At 70.8% G+C, this 15,855-nt stretch carries 13 protein-coding genes and 1 pseudogene; 7 read left to right on the plus strand and 7 right to left on the minus strand.

All coding sequences use genetic code 11. The features are described from left to right. Window positions 1-24: 24 nt before the first annotated feature. The 6 genes from Q9S36_RS46265 to Q9S36_RS46290 all read left to right on the plus strand — a co-directional run bounded on the left by Q9S36_RS46265 (window position 25) and on the right by Q9S36_RS46290 (window position 7,092). Entirely contained in the window at window positions 25-1,554 is a 1,530-nt protein-coding gene (locus tag Q9S36_RS46265) for an ABC transporter ATP-binding protein (protein WP_311291521.1), read from the plus strand. After that, window positions 1,551-2,879: an ABC transporter permease gene (locus tag Q9S36_RS46270; protein WP_396653976.1), complete on the plus strand. Its 1,329-nt coding sequence runs from the start codon at window positions 1,551-1,553 to the stop codon at window positions 2,877-2,879. Before Q9S36_RS46265 ends, Q9S36_RS46270 begins: the two co-directional genes overlap by 4 nt. Continuing rightward, window positions 2,873-4,177 carry an ABC transporter permease gene (locus Q9S36_RS46275; protein ID WP_396653977.1) on the plus strand — a complete coding sequence of 435 codons (1,305 nt, stop codon included), beginning with the start codon at window positions 2,873-2,875 and terminating at the stop codon, window positions 4,175-4,177. The genes Q9S36_RS46270 and Q9S36_RS46275 overlap by 7 nt, the downstream gene beginning before the upstream one ends. A 68-nt stretch (window positions 4,178-4,245) precedes the next feature. Beyond that, entirely contained in the window at window positions 4,246-4,647 is a 402-nt protein-coding gene (locus Q9S36_RS46280; protein WP_251453289.1) for a cytidine deaminase, read from the plus strand. After that, entirely contained in the window at window positions 4,644-5,930 is a 1,287-nt protein-coding gene (locus Q9S36_RS46285; protein WP_311291522.1) for a thymidine phosphorylase, read from the plus strand. The genes Q9S36_RS46280 and Q9S36_RS46285 overlap by 4 nt, the downstream gene beginning before the upstream one ends. Before the next feature lie 46 nt (window positions 5,931-5,976). Further along, complete coding sequence (locus tag Q9S36_RS46290; RefSeq protein WP_311291523.1) at window positions 5,977-7,092, plus strand: adenosine deaminase; 1,116 nt, start codon at window positions 5,977-5,979, stop codon at window positions 7,090-7,092. A 33-nt stretch (window positions 7,093-7,125) separates the two neighbouring features. Here Q9S36_RS46290 and Q9S36_RS46295 read toward each other — a convergent pair whose 3' ends face one another. From Q9S36_RS46295 to Q9S36_RS46325, 7 genes and pseudogenes are all read right to left on the minus strand, one after another. After that, entirely contained in the window at window positions 7,126-7,905 is a 780-nt protein-coding gene (locus tag Q9S36_RS46295; RefSeq protein ID WP_311291524.1) for an alpha/beta hydrolase, read from the minus strand. Between the two features lie 17 nt (window positions 7,906-7,922). Beyond that, window positions 7,923-9,077, minus strand: coding sequence for a mannitol-1-phosphate 5-dehydrogenase (locus Q9S36_RS46300; RefSeq protein ID WP_311291525.1), 1,155 nt, complete (start codon window positions 9,075-9,077; stop codon window positions 7,923-7,925). Then, window positions 9,077-9,514, minus strand: a complete 438-nt coding sequence (locus Q9S36_RS46305; protein WP_251453285.1) for a PTS sugar transporter subunit IIA — start codon at window positions 9,512-9,514, stop codon at window positions 9,077-9,079. Before Q9S36_RS46305 ends, Q9S36_RS46300 begins: the two co-directional genes overlap by 1 nt. 100 nt (window positions 9,515-9,614) lie before the next feature. After that, a complete protein-coding gene (locus Q9S36_RS46310; RefSeq protein ID WP_311291526.1) occupies window positions 9,615-11,171 on the minus strand; it encodes a PTS mannitol transporter subunit IICB in 1,557 nt (518 codons plus the stop codon). Next, complete coding sequence (gene ptsP / locus Q9S36_RS46315) at window positions 11,168-12,841, minus strand: phosphoenolpyruvate--protein phosphotransferase (protein ID WP_251453283.1); 1,674 nt, start codon at window positions 12,839-12,841, stop codon at window positions 11,168-11,170. The genes Q9S36_RS46310 and ptsP overlap by 4 nt, the downstream gene beginning before the upstream one ends. 3 nt (window positions 12,842-12,844) lie before the next feature. After that, the gene (locus Q9S36_RS46320; protein ID WP_251453598.1) at window positions 12,845-13,120 is read right to left on the minus strand and encodes an HPr family phosphocarrier protein; all 276 of its coding nucleotides are present in this window, start codon (window positions 13,118-13,120) and stop codon (window positions 12,845-12,847) included. Between the two features lie 177 nt (window positions 13,121-13,297). Then, window positions 13,298-13,780, minus strand: a pseudogene (locus Q9S36_RS46325) (PTS sugar transporter subunit IIB); the annotation flags it as partial. On the opposite strand from Q9S36_RS46325, the gene Q9S36_RS46330 reads away from it, so the two are divergent. Further along, complete coding sequence (locus Q9S36_RS46330) at window positions 13,674-15,599, plus strand: PTS sugar transporter subunit IIA (protein ID WP_311291527.1); 1,926 nt, start codon at window positions 13,674-13,676, stop codon at window positions 15,597-15,599. The pseudogene Q9S36_RS46325 and the gene Q9S36_RS46330 overlap by 107 nt on opposite strands. Window positions 15,600-15,855: the final 256 nt, after the last annotated feature.

Raw genomic sequence — 15,855 nt, forward strand, 5'->3', positions numbered from 1 at the left:
TTCGACTCGATTAGATTGGCGACTATGACGCTCGAGCTGCGGGGTATCACCAAGCGCTTCGGCTCCCTGGTGGCGAACGACCACATCGACCTCGTCGTGAAGCCGGGCGAGATCCACTCCCTTCTGGGCGAGAACGGCGCAGGCAAGTCCACGCTCATGAACGTCCTGTACGGCCTGTACACCGCCGACGAAGGCGACATCGTCATCGACGACGAGGTCCAGTCCTTCAACGGACCCGGCGACGCCATGGCGGCCGGCATCGGCATGGTCCACCAGCACTTCATGCTCATCCCCGTCTTCACCGTCGCCGAGAACGTGATGCTCGGGCACGAGGAGACCAAGGCCCTCGGCGCGCTCGACCTGGAGAAGGCCCGAGCCCACGTCCGCGAGGTCGCGGCGCGCTTCGGGTTCCAGATCGACCCCGACGCGCTCGTCGGCGATCTGCCGGTCGGCGTCCAGCAGCGCGTCGAGATCATCAAGGCGCTCTCCCGCGACGCCAAGATCCTCGTGTTCGACGAGCCCACCGCGGTGCTGACGCCGCAGGAGACCGACGAGCTCATGGGCATCATGCGGCAGCTGCGCGACGAGGGCACCGCCATCGTCTTCATCACCCACAAGCTCCGCGAGGTCCGCGAAGTCGCCGACCGCATCACCGTCATCCGGCTGGGCAAGGTCGTCGGCGAAGCCGCGCCGACCGCGACCAACGCCGAGCTCGCCTCGCTCATGGTGGGTCGCGCCGTCGAGCTCACCGTCCACAAGGACCCGCCGCGGCCGCGCGAGGGCGGACTCGTCGTCGAGAACCTGCGCGTCGTCGACGAATCCGACCAGATCGTCGTGGACGGCGTCAGCTTCACCGTGCAGCCCGGCGAGATCCTCGCGATCGCCGGAGTGCAGGGCAACGGCCAGACCGAGCTCACCGAGGCCATCATCGGGCTGCAGCGCAAGACCACCGGCTCCATCGTCCTGGACGGAGAGCAGCTCGTCGGCAAGACGGTCCGCCAGATCATCGACCACGGCGTCGGATTCGTCCCCGAGGACCGCAAGGTCGAGGGTCTCGTCGGCGAGTTCAGCGTGGCGGACAACCTCATCCTGAACCGTTCCGACGACCCGGACTTCTTCTCGTTCGGCACGCTGCGACGCGGCATCCTGAGGGAGTTCGCCGAAGAGAAGATCACCGAGTTCGACATCCGCACGCAGGGGCCGGACCTGGCCGCCGGGCGCCTCTCGGGCGGCAACCAGCAGAAGGTCGTCCTGGCGCGCGAGCTCAGCCGCGACCTCAAGCTGTTCGTCGCCTCGCAGCCCACCCGCGGCATCGACGTCGGCTCGATCGAGTTCGTCCACAAGCGCATCGTCGCCACCCGCGACGCCGGCGTGCCCGTGATCGTCGTCTCGACCGAGCTCGACGAGGTCTCGGCCCTCGCCGACCGCATCGCCGTGATGTACCGCGGCAAGATCGTGGGGATCGTGCCGGGCGACGCACCCAGAGAGATGCTCGGCCTCATGATGGCCGGCGAGAAGCCGTCCGGCACGACGGCCGAGGAGGTTCCCGCGTGAGCGGCCAGAGTCCCGAGAGCCCCGACCTCGGCCCCGGCATCGACCCGCTGCTGGCCCCGTCGGCCAAGGGCGAGCCGTCGCCGGTGCTCCCCACGGCCACCGTGCCGCCGCCGCCCCGCCAGAACCAGCTCATCCGGGAGGTGCTCCGCGGCAGCGTCACCACGACGATCCTCGCGATCGTGCTGGCCATGCTCATCGGCGGCATCCTCGTGGCCCTCACCGACGCGCGGGTCCAGCAGGCCGCGGGGTATTTCTTCGCCCGCCCGCAGGACACCCTGATCGCCATCTGGGATGCCGTCGCAGGCGCCTACTCGGCACTGTTCCGCGGCGCCATCTACAACTACAACGCGGATTCGTTCGTGCGCGGCATCAAGCCGATCACCGACACCCTGAACTTCGCCACCCCGCTCATCGCGGCCGGTCTCGGCGTGGGCCTGGCGTTCCGCGTCGGACTGTTCAACATCGGCGCGCGCGGCCAGATGCTCATGGGCATCGCCGCCGCGGCCTTCGTGTCGTTCAACGTGCAGGCGCCGCTGCTGATCCACCTGCCGCTGACGATCGCGGCGGGAATGATCGGCGGTGCGATCTGGGGCGGGCTCGTCGGCTTCCTCAAGGCCCGCACCGGCGCGCACGAGGTGATCCTCACGATCATGCTGAACTTCGTCGCCTTCTACTTCGTCGCGTGGCTGCTCGCCACGCCGGGCCTCCTGCAGCGGCCCGGCGGCACTCAGCCGATCTCGCCGGCGACGCCCGAGACGGCGCAGTTCCCGTCGCTGTTCCCCGCCCCGCTCACCGTGAACTGGGGTTTCATCGTCGCCATCGGCGCCACCGCCTTCGTGTGGTGGCTCATCGAGCGGTCGAGCCTCGGCTTCCGCATGCGCGCGGTGGGCGAGAACCCCTTCGCCGCGCGTGCGGCGGGCGTCAACGTCGAACGCATCATCTTCTACGCGATGGCGTTCGCGGGCGCTCTGGCGGGTCTGGCCGGCGTCAACCAGATCTCGGGCACCATCACCAGCGGCTTCGGCAGCCACATCGACGCCGGCATCGGCTTCGACGCGATCACGGTCGCGCTCCTCGGCCGCAGCCGTGCGTGGGGCGTCTTCGCCGCCGGCATCCTGTTCGGAGCGCTCAAAGCCGGAAGCTTCACGATGCAGGTCGCCGAAGACATCCCCGTCGACATCGTGGTCGTCGTGCAGGCGCTCATCGTGCTGTTCATCGCGGCGCCGCCGCTGGTGCGGACGATCTTCTTCCTGCCCAAGGAGGAGCACGAGCTCTCGGCCAAGAAGAGAGCCAAGCGCGCGGCGAAGGCAGGAGCGGCATCGTGAGCACCGACGTGGCAGCACCCCTGACCCCGGCGCCGGGCGCCGGAGGCGCGATCACCCGCGAGAAGGTGCGTCAGCGGCACTGGAAGCTGCCGATCACCCTGGCCGTCGGCACGATCCTGATCTGGATCATGGCCTTCGCCTTCGGGCGCGACGGCACCAGCACCTACCGGCTCGGCGACCGCACGTCGGCCATCGACCTGGGCGACATCGGCGTGCCGACCGCGGCCACCGTGACGGCGTGCGCGATCCTCCTCGCCCTCATGACCGCGTACGCGTTCTGGGCGGTGGCGACCTACCGCCGCGTGGGACTGTGGCTGTCCATCGTGTTCGCGTTCGTGGCGGTCTTCGCCTTCCTCACGTGGTCGGCCGCCGGCGGACTCGTCCCGGTCACCGGCCTGCTCTTCGGCGCGGTGTCGCTGTCGGTTCCGCTCGTCTTCGGCGCCCTGGGCGGCGTCATCGGCGAGCGGGTGGGCGTGGTCAACGTCGCCATCGAGGCCCAGTTCCTGTTCGCCGCGTTCACGTCCGCGATCGTCGCGTCGATGACCGGATCGTTCGTCCTCGGGCTCATTGCGGCCATGCTCGCGGGAGCCCTGGTCGGCTCGGTCCTGGCGGTGTTCTCGATCAAGTACCTCGTCGACCAGGTCATCGTCGGCGTCGTGCTGAACGTCCTGATCACCGGCCTGACGAGCTTCCTGCACGGCGCGCTGCTGAACCCGAACGCGGAGACCCTGAACTCCCCGCCCCGCTTCCCGAGGTGGGCGATCCCCGGGCTGTCCGAGATCCCGATCATCGGTCCCGTCGTGTTCAACCAGACGCTCATCGTGTACCTCATGTACATCGCCGTGCCGCTGGTGGCGTGGGGGCTCTACAAGACCCGCTGGGGTCTGCGGCTGCGCGCGGTGGGGGAGCACCCCCAGGCGGCCGACACGGTCGGCATCCGTGTCAACCCCACGCGGTTCTGGAACGTGCTGCTGGCAGGGGCCATCGCCGGCATCGGCGGGGCGTACTTCACGCTCGGATCAGTCGGCTCCTTCGACAAGGAGATGACGGGCGGACTCGGCTTCATCGCCCTGGCGGCCGTCATCTTCGGCGGCTGGGATCCGGTGCGGGCCACCCTCGCCGCGCTCCTGTTCGGCTTCACCACGAACCTCGAGACGCTGCTGACCAACCTCGGCTCGCCGATCCCGTCCGAGTTCATGGCGATGCTGCCGTACATCGTGACGATCCTCGCCGTCGTCGGCTTCGCCGGCCAGGTGCGCGGGCCGGCTGCCGCGGGCAAGCCCTACATCAAGGGCTGACCTGTGGGCGCAGCCGTGTGCTCCGCAGCATCCGACCCTCCTGACATCCACCCGAAAGAGAGCCGTCCGTGACCGACATCGACTGGGATGAGCTGCGTGCGGCGGCCACCGAGGCCATGCATCGCGCGTACGCCCCGTACTCGCACTACAAGGTGGGCGCGGCCGCCCTCGTGTCGGACGGGCGGGTGGTGACCGGCTGCAACGTCGAGAACGCCTCGTACGGCGTGGGCCTGTGCGCCGAGTGCGGTCTCGTCTCGGACCTGCACATGTCCGGTGGCGGACAGCTCGTCGCTTTCGTGTGCGTCAACGGCAACGGCGAGACGATCATGCCGTGCGGCCGGTGCCGTCAGCTGCTGTACGAATTCGCCCTGCCCGGGATGCTGCTCGAGACGGTGTCGGGCATCCGGACCATCGATGAGGTGCTGCCCGACGCCTTCGGACCCCGCGATCTCGAGGAGGCGGCCCGATGACCGAGCCCTTCGACGCGGTCGACGTCATCCGCGCCAAGCGCGACGGGGGCGTCGTCGGCGAGGACGCCCTGCGGTGGATGGTGGACGCCTACACCCGCGGGTACGTCGCCGACTCGCAGATGGCGGCCTTCGCGATGGCGGTGCTCCTCAACGGCATGCAGCGCGACGAGATCCGCGTCATGACCGACGCGATGATCGCCTCGGGGGAGCGGATGAGCTTCGCCGACCTCGGGAAGACGACCGTCGACAAGCACTCCACAGGCGGAGTGGGTGACAAGATCACCCTCCCGCTCGCGCCGCTGGTCGCCGTCTTCGGCGTCGCCGTGCCGCAGCTGTCGGGCCGCGGCCTCGGCCACACCGGCGGCACGCTCGACAAGCTGGAGTCGATCCCCGGGTGGCGGGCGGCTCTGTCCAACGACGAGATGTTCGCCCAGCTGCGCGACGTCGGGGCCGTGATCTGCGCCGCCGGATCGGGGCTGGCGCCCGCCGACAAGAAGCTCTACGCCCTGCGCGACGTCACCGGCACGGTCGAGGCCATCCCGCTCATCGCCTCGAGCATCATGTCGAAGAAGATCGCCGAGGGCACGGACTCTCTCGTCCTCGACGTGAAGTTCGGCTCGGGGGCCTTCATGAAGGACATCGACCGCGCCCGCGAGCTGGCCCGCACCATGGTCGAGCTCGGCACGGACTCGGGCGTGGCCACCACCGCGCTGCTGACCGACATGAACACCCCGCTCGGGCTCGCGATCGGCAATGCCAACGAGGTGCGCGAATCGGTCGAGGTGCTCGCCGGCGGTGGTCCGGCCGACGTGGTCGAGCTCACCGTCGCCCTCGCCCGCGAGATGCTGACCCTGGCGGGGCAGCCCGACGCCGACGTCGAGAAGGCCCTGGCCGACGGACGTGCGATGGACGTCTGGCGCTCCATGATCCGCGCCCAGGACGGCGATCCGGATGCCGCACTGCCGACGGCGCGCGAGACCCACACCGTCGCCGCGACGGCGGCCGGCCACGTCACGCGCATCGAGGCGCTCCCCTTCGGCATCGCGGCGTGGCGCCTGGGTGCCGGCCGGGCGCGCGCCGAGGACCCCGTGCTGCACGCCGCGGGCATCGACCTTCATGTCAAGCCGGGCGAGCGGGTGTCCGCCGGACAGCCGCTGTTCACCCTGCTCGGCGACGATGACTCCCGCTTCGAGCGCGCGCTCGACGCGCTCGAGGGAGCATGGGAGGTGGGGCCCGACGCCCCGCCGTCCGCGCCCCTCGTCCGCGAGCGCATCACCGCGTAGTCTTCGTCCTTCCGCCCCTTCATCCCCAGCATCCGAGGAGAGCCCCATGGCCATCGATCAGCACGGCGACGCCGTCCTGCAGGGCGTTTCGATCCGGAGCCTGCCCAAGGTCTCGCTGCACGACCACCTCGACGGGGCCGTCCGTCCCGCCACGATCCTCGAGCTGGCTGACGACGCCGGGGTGGAGGTGCCCGAGTCGGATGCCGCAGCGCTCGCGGACTGGTTCGCCGAGCGCAGCGACTCCGGCTCGCTGGTGGAGTACCTGAAGACGTTCGACCTCACCACCTCGGTCATGCAGACGCGCGAGGGCCTCACGCGGGTCGCGCGGGAGTTCGTCGAGGACCTGGCCGCCGACGGCGTCGTGTACGGCGAGGTGCGCTGGGCGCCCGAGCAGCACCTGGGCGGCGGGCTGAGCCTGGACGAGGTCGTCGAAGCGGTCCAGGACGGGATCGAGGAGGGTGAGGATGCCGTCGGCGACGCCGGGGGCGACATCCGCGTCGGGCAGCTGATCACCGCGATGCGGCACACCGACCGTTCGCTCGAGATCGCCGAGCTGGCCGTGCGCTGGCGTCGACGCGGCGCGGTCGGGTTCGACATCGCCGGACCGGAGGACGGCTTCCCGCCGTCGCGGCACCGTGCGGCGTTCGACTATCTGGCGTCGGAGTTCTTCCCCGTGACCGTGCACGCGGGAGAAGCGGCGGGCCTGGCCTCGATCCGCTCCGCCCTCATCGACGGGCGGGCGCTGCGCCTCGGACACGGCGTGCGCCTCGCATCCGACCTGGAGGTCGTCTCGCGCGAAGGCGAAGAGGTGTTCGTGCAGTTCGGCGACCTGGCGCGGTGGGTGCGCGACCGCGAGATCCCGCTGGAGCTGTCGCCGTCGTCGAACCTGCAGACCGGTGCCATCGAGGCGTGGGGCAACGCGATGGAGGACCACCCCTTCGACCTGCTCTACCAGCTGGGCTTCGCGGTCACGGTGAACGTCGACAACCGCACGATGAGCCGCACGTCGCTCACCCGCGAGCTGGCGCTCCTGGCCGAGACGTTCGAGTACGACCTGGACGACCTCGAGGTCTTCCAGCTGAATGCCGCGGCCGGCGCCTTCCTCGCCGTCGAGGAGCGCGAGGAGCTCATCGAGGTCATCGGCCAGGGCTTCGACCGCTGACCCGACCCTCCGCCCGCCCCGGCCTGCCCGGACTCAGCGGTCGGTGGCGAATGCCCCGAGCAGCTCGGTGAGGCGGGCGGTCATCTCCTCGTCCGAGATGGTGGGCTTGCCGTCGCCGGCCTGCGGGCCGTAGTCCCCGAACGACGAGTGCGCGGCGCCCGGGATCTCCACCATCTCGGCGTCGGTGGGAAGGAGCGGTCGCGCGTCGGCGATCTTCTCGGGCGTCGAGAGGCCGTCATCGCTGCCGGCGATGCTGAGCACCGCCATCCCCGAGTCCGACAGGTCGGTCGCACAGTACGACGCGAAGAGCACCAGCGCGTCCGCGTCGGGAGCCAGCTGGCACGCGCGCACGCCGCCGAGCGAGTGACCCCCGACCATCCACGCCTCGACCTCGGGCGCGGCGCCGGTGAAGGTCGAGAGCGGTCGCGGGTCGAAGAAGGCGAGGTTCAGCCAGGGCCGGGTGATCACGACGGTCACACCGTGCTCGCTCACGGCTCCCGACAGCTTCGCGGCGTACGCCCACGGATCGACCTTGGCGCCGGGGATGTAGACGAGGCCGACGTCCGAGCCGCCGTCGGCCGGGGCCAGCACGATGCCGGCGTCGGACTCTGCGACCGTGATCGCCTCGTCGGCGCGGACGGCCGCCACCGGGCCGGGCTCGGCCGCCATGACGCCCACCTGACTCCAGATGACGATCCCGAGGACCCCCGCCAGGACGACCGCGCCGAGTCCGCCCACTACCCACCCGACGATGCGACGGCGCCGCGGCCGTCGGGAGGAGCCGGAGGGTTCGGTCGCCGCGCGTTCGCTCACGGATCGAGCGTAGGGGCTCAGCGACCCAGCTCGGCCTGCCTGGCGGCGACGACGGCGACCACGCGGTCGAAGAGCGGATGCTGCGGATCGAGCCCTGTCACCTCGGCGGTGAATGTCGCGGCGTCCTGCTCGCGCAGCATCCGCTGCATGTCAACGGACTGGGCGTCCTCGGCGTCGTCGAAACGCAGGGCGGCGCCCACGGCGGCCACCAGCGCGTCCACGGCGAGTCCGCGCTCGGCGGCTGACGCGGCGGGGCCGATGAAGCGCTCGTGTCGGGAGAGCTTGCGCAGCGGCTGACGGCCCACCCGCCACACCGTGTCGGGGAGGGCGGGGTTGCGGAAGCGGCCGAGGATCGTGCGGCGGTACTCCGCCTGCGCGTCGGGGTCCAGCCCGTGTGCGGCGATCAGCAGCGCCGAGGTCTCTTCGAGCACCGCCTCCACCTGCCGCGCGATGCGCTCATCCGCGAGGGCGTCCGAGATGCGATCCACGCCGGCGGCCGCACCGAAGTAGGCGGTCGTGGCATGACCGGTGTTGACGGTGAAGAGCTTCCGCTCGATGTAGGGGGCGAGGTCGTCGACGAAGTGCGCGCCGGGGATGGTCGGCGGGTTCCCGGCGAACGGCCCGCGTTCGATGGCCCACTCGTAGAAGGGCTCCACCGTGACGTCCACACCGCCGCCTTCGGGCTGGCCGGGAACGATGCGGTCGACGGCGGTGTTGGCGAACACCGCGCTGCCCGACAGGGCGTCCCACGCTTCGCCCGCCTGCGCGGCGATCTCGTCGCGGAGCAGGTCGGTGGCGTTGATGGCGTTCTCGCACGCCATGATCTGCAGCGGGGGAGTGCCGGGCTCGCGCAGGGCGAGGCCGGCGACGATGTGCGGGGCGACGAACCGCAGGATCGTCGGGCCGACCGCCGTGGTCACGACGTTCGCCGTGGCGATCTCGTCGGCCACGGCCTGCGGGTCCTCGGCGCTGTTGATGGCGCGGAATCCGGTGACGACCGTCTCGCGCCCGCCGTCGCCGACCTCGTGCACGGTGTACGCGTCGGCGGCGTTGATGGCGTCGACGAGGCCGGCCGCGACGTCCGAGAACACCAGTTCGTAGCCGCCTTCGTGAAGCAGCAGGCCGACGAAGCCGCGTCCGATGTTCCCGGCGCCGAAGTGGACGGCCTTCATCACACTCCCGTCGCCGCGACGATCCGGTACAGGTCTTCGGGGGTGTCGGCGGCCTTCAGCCGCGCCACGTCGTCCTCATCCGAGAAGAGGATCGCGATCTGCGACAGGATCTCGAGGTGCTCGTCGCCCTTGCCCGCGATCCCCACGACGAACGTGACCGGCTCGCCGCCCCAGTCCACGCCGCCGTCGTAGCGCACGACCGACAGCGCCGAGTCCAGGATCTCGCCCTTGGTCTCATTGGTGCCGTGGGGGATCGCCAGCTCGTTGCCCATGTAGGTCGAGACCGTCTCCTCCCGCTGCTGCATCGCATCGAAGTAGCGCGAGGTGACCGCCCCGGCTGCCTCGAGGATGTCGGCTGCCTCCTTCATCGCCTCCTCGCGCGTCGCGCTGCCGGAGTGGATGCGCACCTGTCCGATGCTGAGGACGTCACGTGCCATGGTCTCGCCTTTCTGTTTCACGGATGCCGGTGCGGCGGTCCCGCAGAGGACCACGGGGCCGGGGGCGTCGCGCCGCCCGACCCCGCAGTCGTCTCAACGGCTACGCACCATCTTTGTGCTGGTCGCGCACCAGGTCCACGACCTCGTCGTACTTCGGCGAGTTCATGAAGTTGTCGACCGAGACGTGCATCGCCCCCGGCGTCTGGTGACGAGCCCGGTCGGTGAGCTGATTCTGCGTGATGACCAGGTCGGCCGAGGAGTCGAGGTTCGCGATCGCCTTGTTGACGACCGTGACATCCTCGATGCCCGCCTTCTTGATCTTGTTGCGCAGCACGCTCGCGCCCATGGCCGACGAGCCCATGCCCGCGTCGCACGCGAACACGATGCTCTTGATCTGGCGGGTGGCTACCGGTGCATCCGTCGCGGCGGCGCCCGCCGCGGTGCCGGCGGCGGCCGCACCCGAGGTGCGCAGTCCGTCGAGGGCCGCGGACGACTTGCCCTTGTTCTCGGCGGTCCGCGACACGGCCGTGGCGAACTGGTCGCCCTCTGCCGCGAGGTCGCGCTTGCGGGAGGCCCGCAGGATGATCGCCGCGATGACGAAGGTGACGGCCGCGGAGAGGATCACCGACAGGATCACGCCGACGTAGCTGTCGCTGGCCGTCTGGGCCAGGACCGCGAAGATCGACCCGGGCGCGGCGGGCGCTCGCAGCCCCGCGTCGAACAGCATGTTGGTGGTGACACCGGTCATGCCGCCGGCGATGAGCGCGACGATCAGGACGGGCTTCATCAGCGCGAACGGGAAGTACACCTCGTGGATGCCGCCGAAGAACTGGATGACCGCAGCACCCGGCGCCGAGGCGCGCGCGGCGCCGATGCCGAAGAACGTGAAGGCCAGCAGCAGTCCGACGCCGGGGCCGGGGTTGGCCTCGAGCAGGAACAGGATGGACTTGCCGTCCTGGTCGGCCTGGGCGATGCCGAGCGGGGTGAGGACGCCGTGGTTGATGGCGTTGTTCAGGAAGAACACCTTCGCCGGCTCGATGATGATGCTCGTCAGCGGCAGCAGCCCGGTCTCGACCAGCCAGTTCACGGCGTTGCCGAGCACCGTCATGAGGCCGTTGACCAGCCATGCCACCGGGTAGAACCCGACGATCGCCATGACGAAGCCCCAGATGCCCGCCGAGAACATGTTCACCAGCATCTCGAAGCCGGCCTTGACCTTGCCGTCCCACAGCCGGTCGAGCCACTTCATGGTGTACGCCGCGAGCGGGCCCATGATCATCGCGCCGATGAACATGTGGATCTGGCCGAGCGCAGCCTCGCCCTCGGGCAGGGTGGCGTTGAACTGCGCGATGAGCAGGTCGGAGCCGGCGATGGCGCCCATGACGGCGATCGAGCCCACGACGGCGCCGCGCACCTGGTAGACCATGTAGCCCGCGGTGTAGGCGATCAGGATCGGCAGCAGGTAGTGGATGAACGGTCCGACGATGGTCGCCAGATCCGCGTTGGGCGTCCAGCCCACGTCGATGAAGAACGCGGTGAAGATGCCCCACGCGATCAGCGCGGGGATGTTCGGCATGATCATGCCGGAAAGGAAGGTCCCGAAGCGCTGGACGTGAACCTGCGCCTTCCTGCCTCCCGTGGCGGACGTCGTCGTCATTGCACTGTCTCCTTCATACGGGTCGCGGCCTCCTGGGCCGCGATTCGGGCGGATGCCGCATCGCTGGCGGCGAGGGTGGCCTCGGCGATGCGGCGGGCATCGTCGAGGGTGTACTGCAGCAGGGTGGCGCGCACGTCGGCGAGGGCGGTGGGGGCCATCGACAGGCTCGTCGCCCCGAGCCCCACGAGCACGACCGCCAGCAGCGGATCCGCGGCGGCCTCGCCGCAGATCCCGACGGGCTTGCCGGACGCGCGGCCGGCCTCGCCGACCTGCCGGATCAGGGTGAGCACGGCCGGGTGCCACGGGTCCTGGAACGCCGCCACCGAGCCGAGCAGCCGATCGGCGGCGAGGGTGTACTGCGTGAGGTCGTTCGTCCCGATCGACGCGAAGTCGGCGTGGGCGAGCACCCGGTCGGCCAGCAGCGCCGACGAGGGCACCTCCACCATGACACCGGCGGTCTTGACCCCGTACTCGCGGGCGATGCCCACGAAGTACTCCGTCTCCTCCACGGTCGAGACCATCGGGGCCATCACCCACAGCTCCGCCTGCGTCGCGGCATCCGCCTGGGCGAGCGCGGTCAGCTGCTCGCGCAGGATGTCCTCGCTCGCGCGGAGCGCCCGCAGGCCCCGCAGACCAAGGGCCGGGTTCTCCTCGTGCGCGTCGTTGAGGAAGGGCAGCGGCTTGTCGGCACCGGCATCCAGCACCCGCACGACGACCTTCTTGCCGGGGAACTCCTTCAGCAGGGCGATGTACGCCTCGCGCTGCTGCTCGACAGTGGGGGCGTTGCTGGAGCTGAGGAAGAGGAACTCGGTGCGGAAGAGTCCGACGCCTTCGGCGCCGAGTTCGACCGCCTCCGGCGCGCCCTTGGCGTTTCCGAGGTTGGCCAGCAGCGGCACGGCGGTTCCGTCCGCGAGGGCGCCGGGCGTGACGGGGGCGCTCGCCGCGGCCGCGCGATCGGCGGCGCGGTTGCGGGCCCGATCGAGTTCCTCGGCGGAGGGGTTCGTCGTCACGACGCCGGCTGCGGCATCCACGATCACGGTCTCGCCGTCGGCGAGGGCGGTCGCCGTCGTCGCGCCGACGACCGCGACGATGGCCTTCTCCCGGGCGAGGATCGCCGTGTGCGACGTCGGACCGCCTTCGGTGGTCACCAGCGCGAGCACCTTGTCGAGGTCGAGCAGAGCCGTGTCGGCCGGCGCCAGGTCCTTCGCGACGAGGATGAACGGATGCCCGGGGTCGGGCACCCCCGGGGCGGCGACGCCGCGGAGGCGGGCGATGACCCGCTGGGCGACGTCGTCGAGGTCGGCGGCACGCTCGCCCAGGTAGCCGCCGAGAGCGGTGAGCTGCTCGCGGAACGAGGCGAACGCGTCGAAGACGGCGAACTCGCCCGTCTTGCCCTGCGCGAGCCGGGTCTCGACCTCGGACTGCAGAGTGGGGTCTTCGGCCATCATCGCCTGCGCCTCGAGCACGTCGCGGGCGGCGCCTCCGGCCTGCGCGCCGCGGGCCTCGAGTTCGCGTGCGACCGCGGCCACGGCCTCGGCGACCCGGGCCTTCTCTTCGTCGGCGCTGCGGGTGCTCGGCTCGTCGGCCGGCGCCGGCAGCGGCTCGGCCATCCGTGCGACGGGTCCCTGTGCGACGCCCAGTCCGATTCCGACTCCTCTGAGTTCTGCCATGTCCTACTCCGCGTCGTGGTCGGTCGTGAGCAGTTCGCTCAGCTGGTCGAGGACGTCGTCGGCGCGTTCGCCGTCGGCCGTCAGGGTCACGTAATCGCCGTGCTCCACGCCCAGGGCGATCACACCGAGGATGCTGGCGGCGTTCACCGGCGCGCCGGAGCCCTTCGCGATCGTGACCGGGATCCCGGCGTCCTTCGCCGCCTGGGCGAACAGCTTCGCGGGCCGGGCGTGCAGACCGTGCGATGATCCGATGTGGACCGTCCTCGAGATGGCGGGCATGGGCGACCTCTCTGTCTGTGTCGTGTTCTCTGTCGGTGTCGTGCTCTGCGCGGGGTCGGCGGGCGGCGTGGCGGGGCGCGCGGCGCGCACCAGCTCGAGCGTCCGAGAGCCGTCGAGGTCCTGGAAGATGTCGCCGGGAAGCAGCACCACCGCGGTGCCTCGCGCCGCGGCATCCCGCTCGATCGTCTCGATCGCGTGCGACATGTGCGGCCCGACCAGGACCACGTCGGCGGAATCGAGGTCGATCGGGAGCGACTGCTCGGTGCCCGCGAAGGCGGAGTAGGCGAGCCCGTGGGCCTGCGCCGCGTGGCGCACGCGCTGCGCGACGAAGGTGCTGGACGCACCGGCGCCGCACACCACAAGGATCCTCATCGACCCGCCTCCTCTTGTGGCCATTCTTGTGAGAACGCTGGGAGGGGACAACCACTCTCGTTTCCGCGGGGGCGGAAAGGCGCTGCGGCGCGGCGGGCTGGGCGACCGCGACTCGTGGTTGACTGGCACGGTTCGGCGCTCGCCGACCCACCCCTTCCCGCGACGTCGCCCGAGGAGCACCGTGACCCGAGCCAGACAGGACCGCCTGCTGGGCCTGCTCGTGCGCGAAGGCGATTGGGCGACAGCGGCCTCGCTGGCCGACGCGGTCGGAGTGACACCGCGCAGCATCCGCTCGTACGTCACCGCCCTCAACGCGCGCGTGCCGGCGGGCACGGCCGTCGAGTCCGGACCGCACGGCTACCGCGCCGGGCCCGAGGCCCCCGTCGCGCTGCGCGCGGGCACCGCCGAGACCGGAACGCCGCGGGATCGACTGCACACCCTCGTCCGCCGACTGCTGGACGCCCCGGACGGCATCGACGTGTACGCCACCGCGGATGAGCTGTTCGTGAGCACCGCGACGCTGGACGCGGACCTCGGGCGGGTGCGGGCGCTGCTGGGCGGCACCGAGCTGACGCTCGAGCGGTCCGCGGCCACCGCGCGCCTGCACGGCACCGAGGTCGCCCAGCGCCGGCTGCTGTCCCGACTCGCACACGACGAGATGGATGCCGGATCATTCGACCTCGCGGCCCTCCGCCGCACGCTCGGCGACGAGTCTGTGGGCGCCCAGGCGTTCGGTCCGTTCAAGGCGGACCTCGTCGCCCGGCTCGGGGCGCTGGGATACTTCGTCAACGAGATCGGCATCGCCGACGTGGTGATGCACATCGCGATCGCCGCCGACCGCGTCGCCCGCGACCGGCCGCTCGAAGCGGGCGGACCCGACGCGACGGGCGCCCAGGGCGAAGTCGTCGCCGTCCTGGCCGACCTCGTGGAGCAGCACCTCGGGGTGCGCCTGGGCAGCGCCGACCTGCGCCACCTGGCGACGCTCGTGCTGACCCGGATCGTGGCCCCCGGAGACGCGTCGCGTCACGAGCACACGCGCGCGAGTCTCGATCCGGAGGTCGAGACCGTGGTGCGCGAGGTGGTCGAGCAGGCGGCCGCCGAGTTCCTCGTCGACATCGTCCACGAGGACTTCATCCTGCGTCTCGCGCTGCACGTCCAGAACCTCCGCCAGCGCGCACGGGAGCAGGCGTGGTCGCGCAACCCGCTGACCCGCTCGCTGAAGTCGACGTATCCGATGATCTTCGACGTGGCGGTCTTCGTCGCCAGCGGGCTGCACCGACGTCTGGACATCCCGCTGCTGGACGATGAGATCGCCTACATCGCCATGCACGTCGGGGGTCGCCTCGAGCGCAGCCGCCGTGCCGACCAGCTGCTGACGGCGACCATCGTGTGCCCCGGCTACTACGAGCTGCACGAGCTGCTTCGATCGAGCGTGGACCGCTCCCTCGGACGCGAGGTCGAGGTCGTCGGCGTCGAGACGCGCGTCGACCCGGATTGGGCGGGCATCGACACCGACCTCGTCCTCACCACCATCGATCCGGCGATCTCGGGCGATCGGGTGGTCCGCATCCAGCCCTTCCTCACCGATGCCGACATCGAACGGGTGCACCAGGCGGGCGGCCGCATCCGTCGCACGCGCCGGCTGGCGCGGCTGCGGACCGAGCTGGAGCGCTACTTCGCGGCATCCGCGTTCGTGAGGGGCTTGGATGCCGCCACCGGCGTGGAGGGGACCATCCGGCGCCTCGGCGACCTGCTCATCGGGCAGGGGGTCATCGATCAGGACTACGTCGAGCGCGCGATCGAGCGAGAACGGCTGTCGTCGACGGCCTTCACCGACGCGCTGGCGGTGCCGCACGCGATGGGGATGACGGCGACGCGCACCTCGATCGCGATCGGCATCGCCGAGCCGTCGCTACCGTGGGGCGACGGCCGCGTGCAGGTCGTCGCACTCGTGGCCTTCTCTCAGGCCGACCGCGAGGCCTTCCAGACGGTGTTCGAGCAGTTCGTCGAGGTGTTCAGCGAGCGCGAGAGCGTGCAGCGCATCGTCCGCCGTGCGACGGACTTCAGTGGCTTCCTCGACGAGCTCGTCGCCGTCATCGACGGCTGAGTCGCCCACCCGCCCGGGGACGCGTGCGCACGAATCCCCGGCGTGCGTGGAAATCCCGCTCGCGTGTGATGCGTGCGCACGCCGCCCTGCGGATGCGGAAGCACTGGTTGGGGCCGCGTGCGCACGCCGCCCTGCGGGTGCGGAAGCACTGGTTGGGGGCGCGTGCGCACGTGCCCCCGGCGTGCGTGGGAATCCCGCCCGCGTGTGACGCGTGCGCACGCGTCACCGGCGAGAGGCGCTGCGCGATCCGAGAGCA

This window comes from Microbacterium sp. ARD31, from assembly GCF_031844425.1.

Bases quoted from the DNA above. Each gene is read 5' to 3' on its own strand.
- Q9S36_RS46265 (WP_311291521.1), top strand. From the start codon at position 25: ATGACGCTCGAGCTGCGGGGTATCACCAAGCGCTTCGGCTCCCTGGTG.
- Q9S36_RS46285 (WP_311291522.1), top strand. From the start codon at position 4,644: ATGACCGAGCCCTTCGACGCGGTCGACGTCATCCGCGCCAAGCGCGAC.
- Q9S36_RS46290 (WP_311291523.1), top strand. From the start codon at position 5,977: ATGGCCATCGATCAGCACGGCGACGCCGTCCTGCAGGGCGTTTCGATC.
- Q9S36_RS46300 (WP_311291525.1), bottom strand. From the start codon at position 9,077: ATGAAGGCCGTCCACTTCGGCGCCGGGAACATCGGACGCGGCTTCGTC.
- Q9S36_RS46305 (WP_251453285.1), bottom strand. From the start codon at position 9,514: ATGGCACGTGACGTCCTCAGCATCGGACAGGTGCGCATCCACTCCGGC.
- Q9S36_RS46310 (WP_311291526.1), bottom strand. From the start codon at position 11,171: ATGACGACGACGTCCGCCACGGGAGGCAGGAAGGCGCAGGTTCACGTC.
- ptsP (WP_251453283.1), bottom strand. From the start codon at position 12,841: ATGGCAGAACTCAGAGGAGTCGGAATCGGACTGGGCGTCGCACAGGGA.
- Q9S36_RS46320 (WP_251453598.1), bottom strand. From the start codon at position 13,120: ATGCCCGCCATCTCGAGGACGGTCCACATCGGATCATCGCACGGTCTG.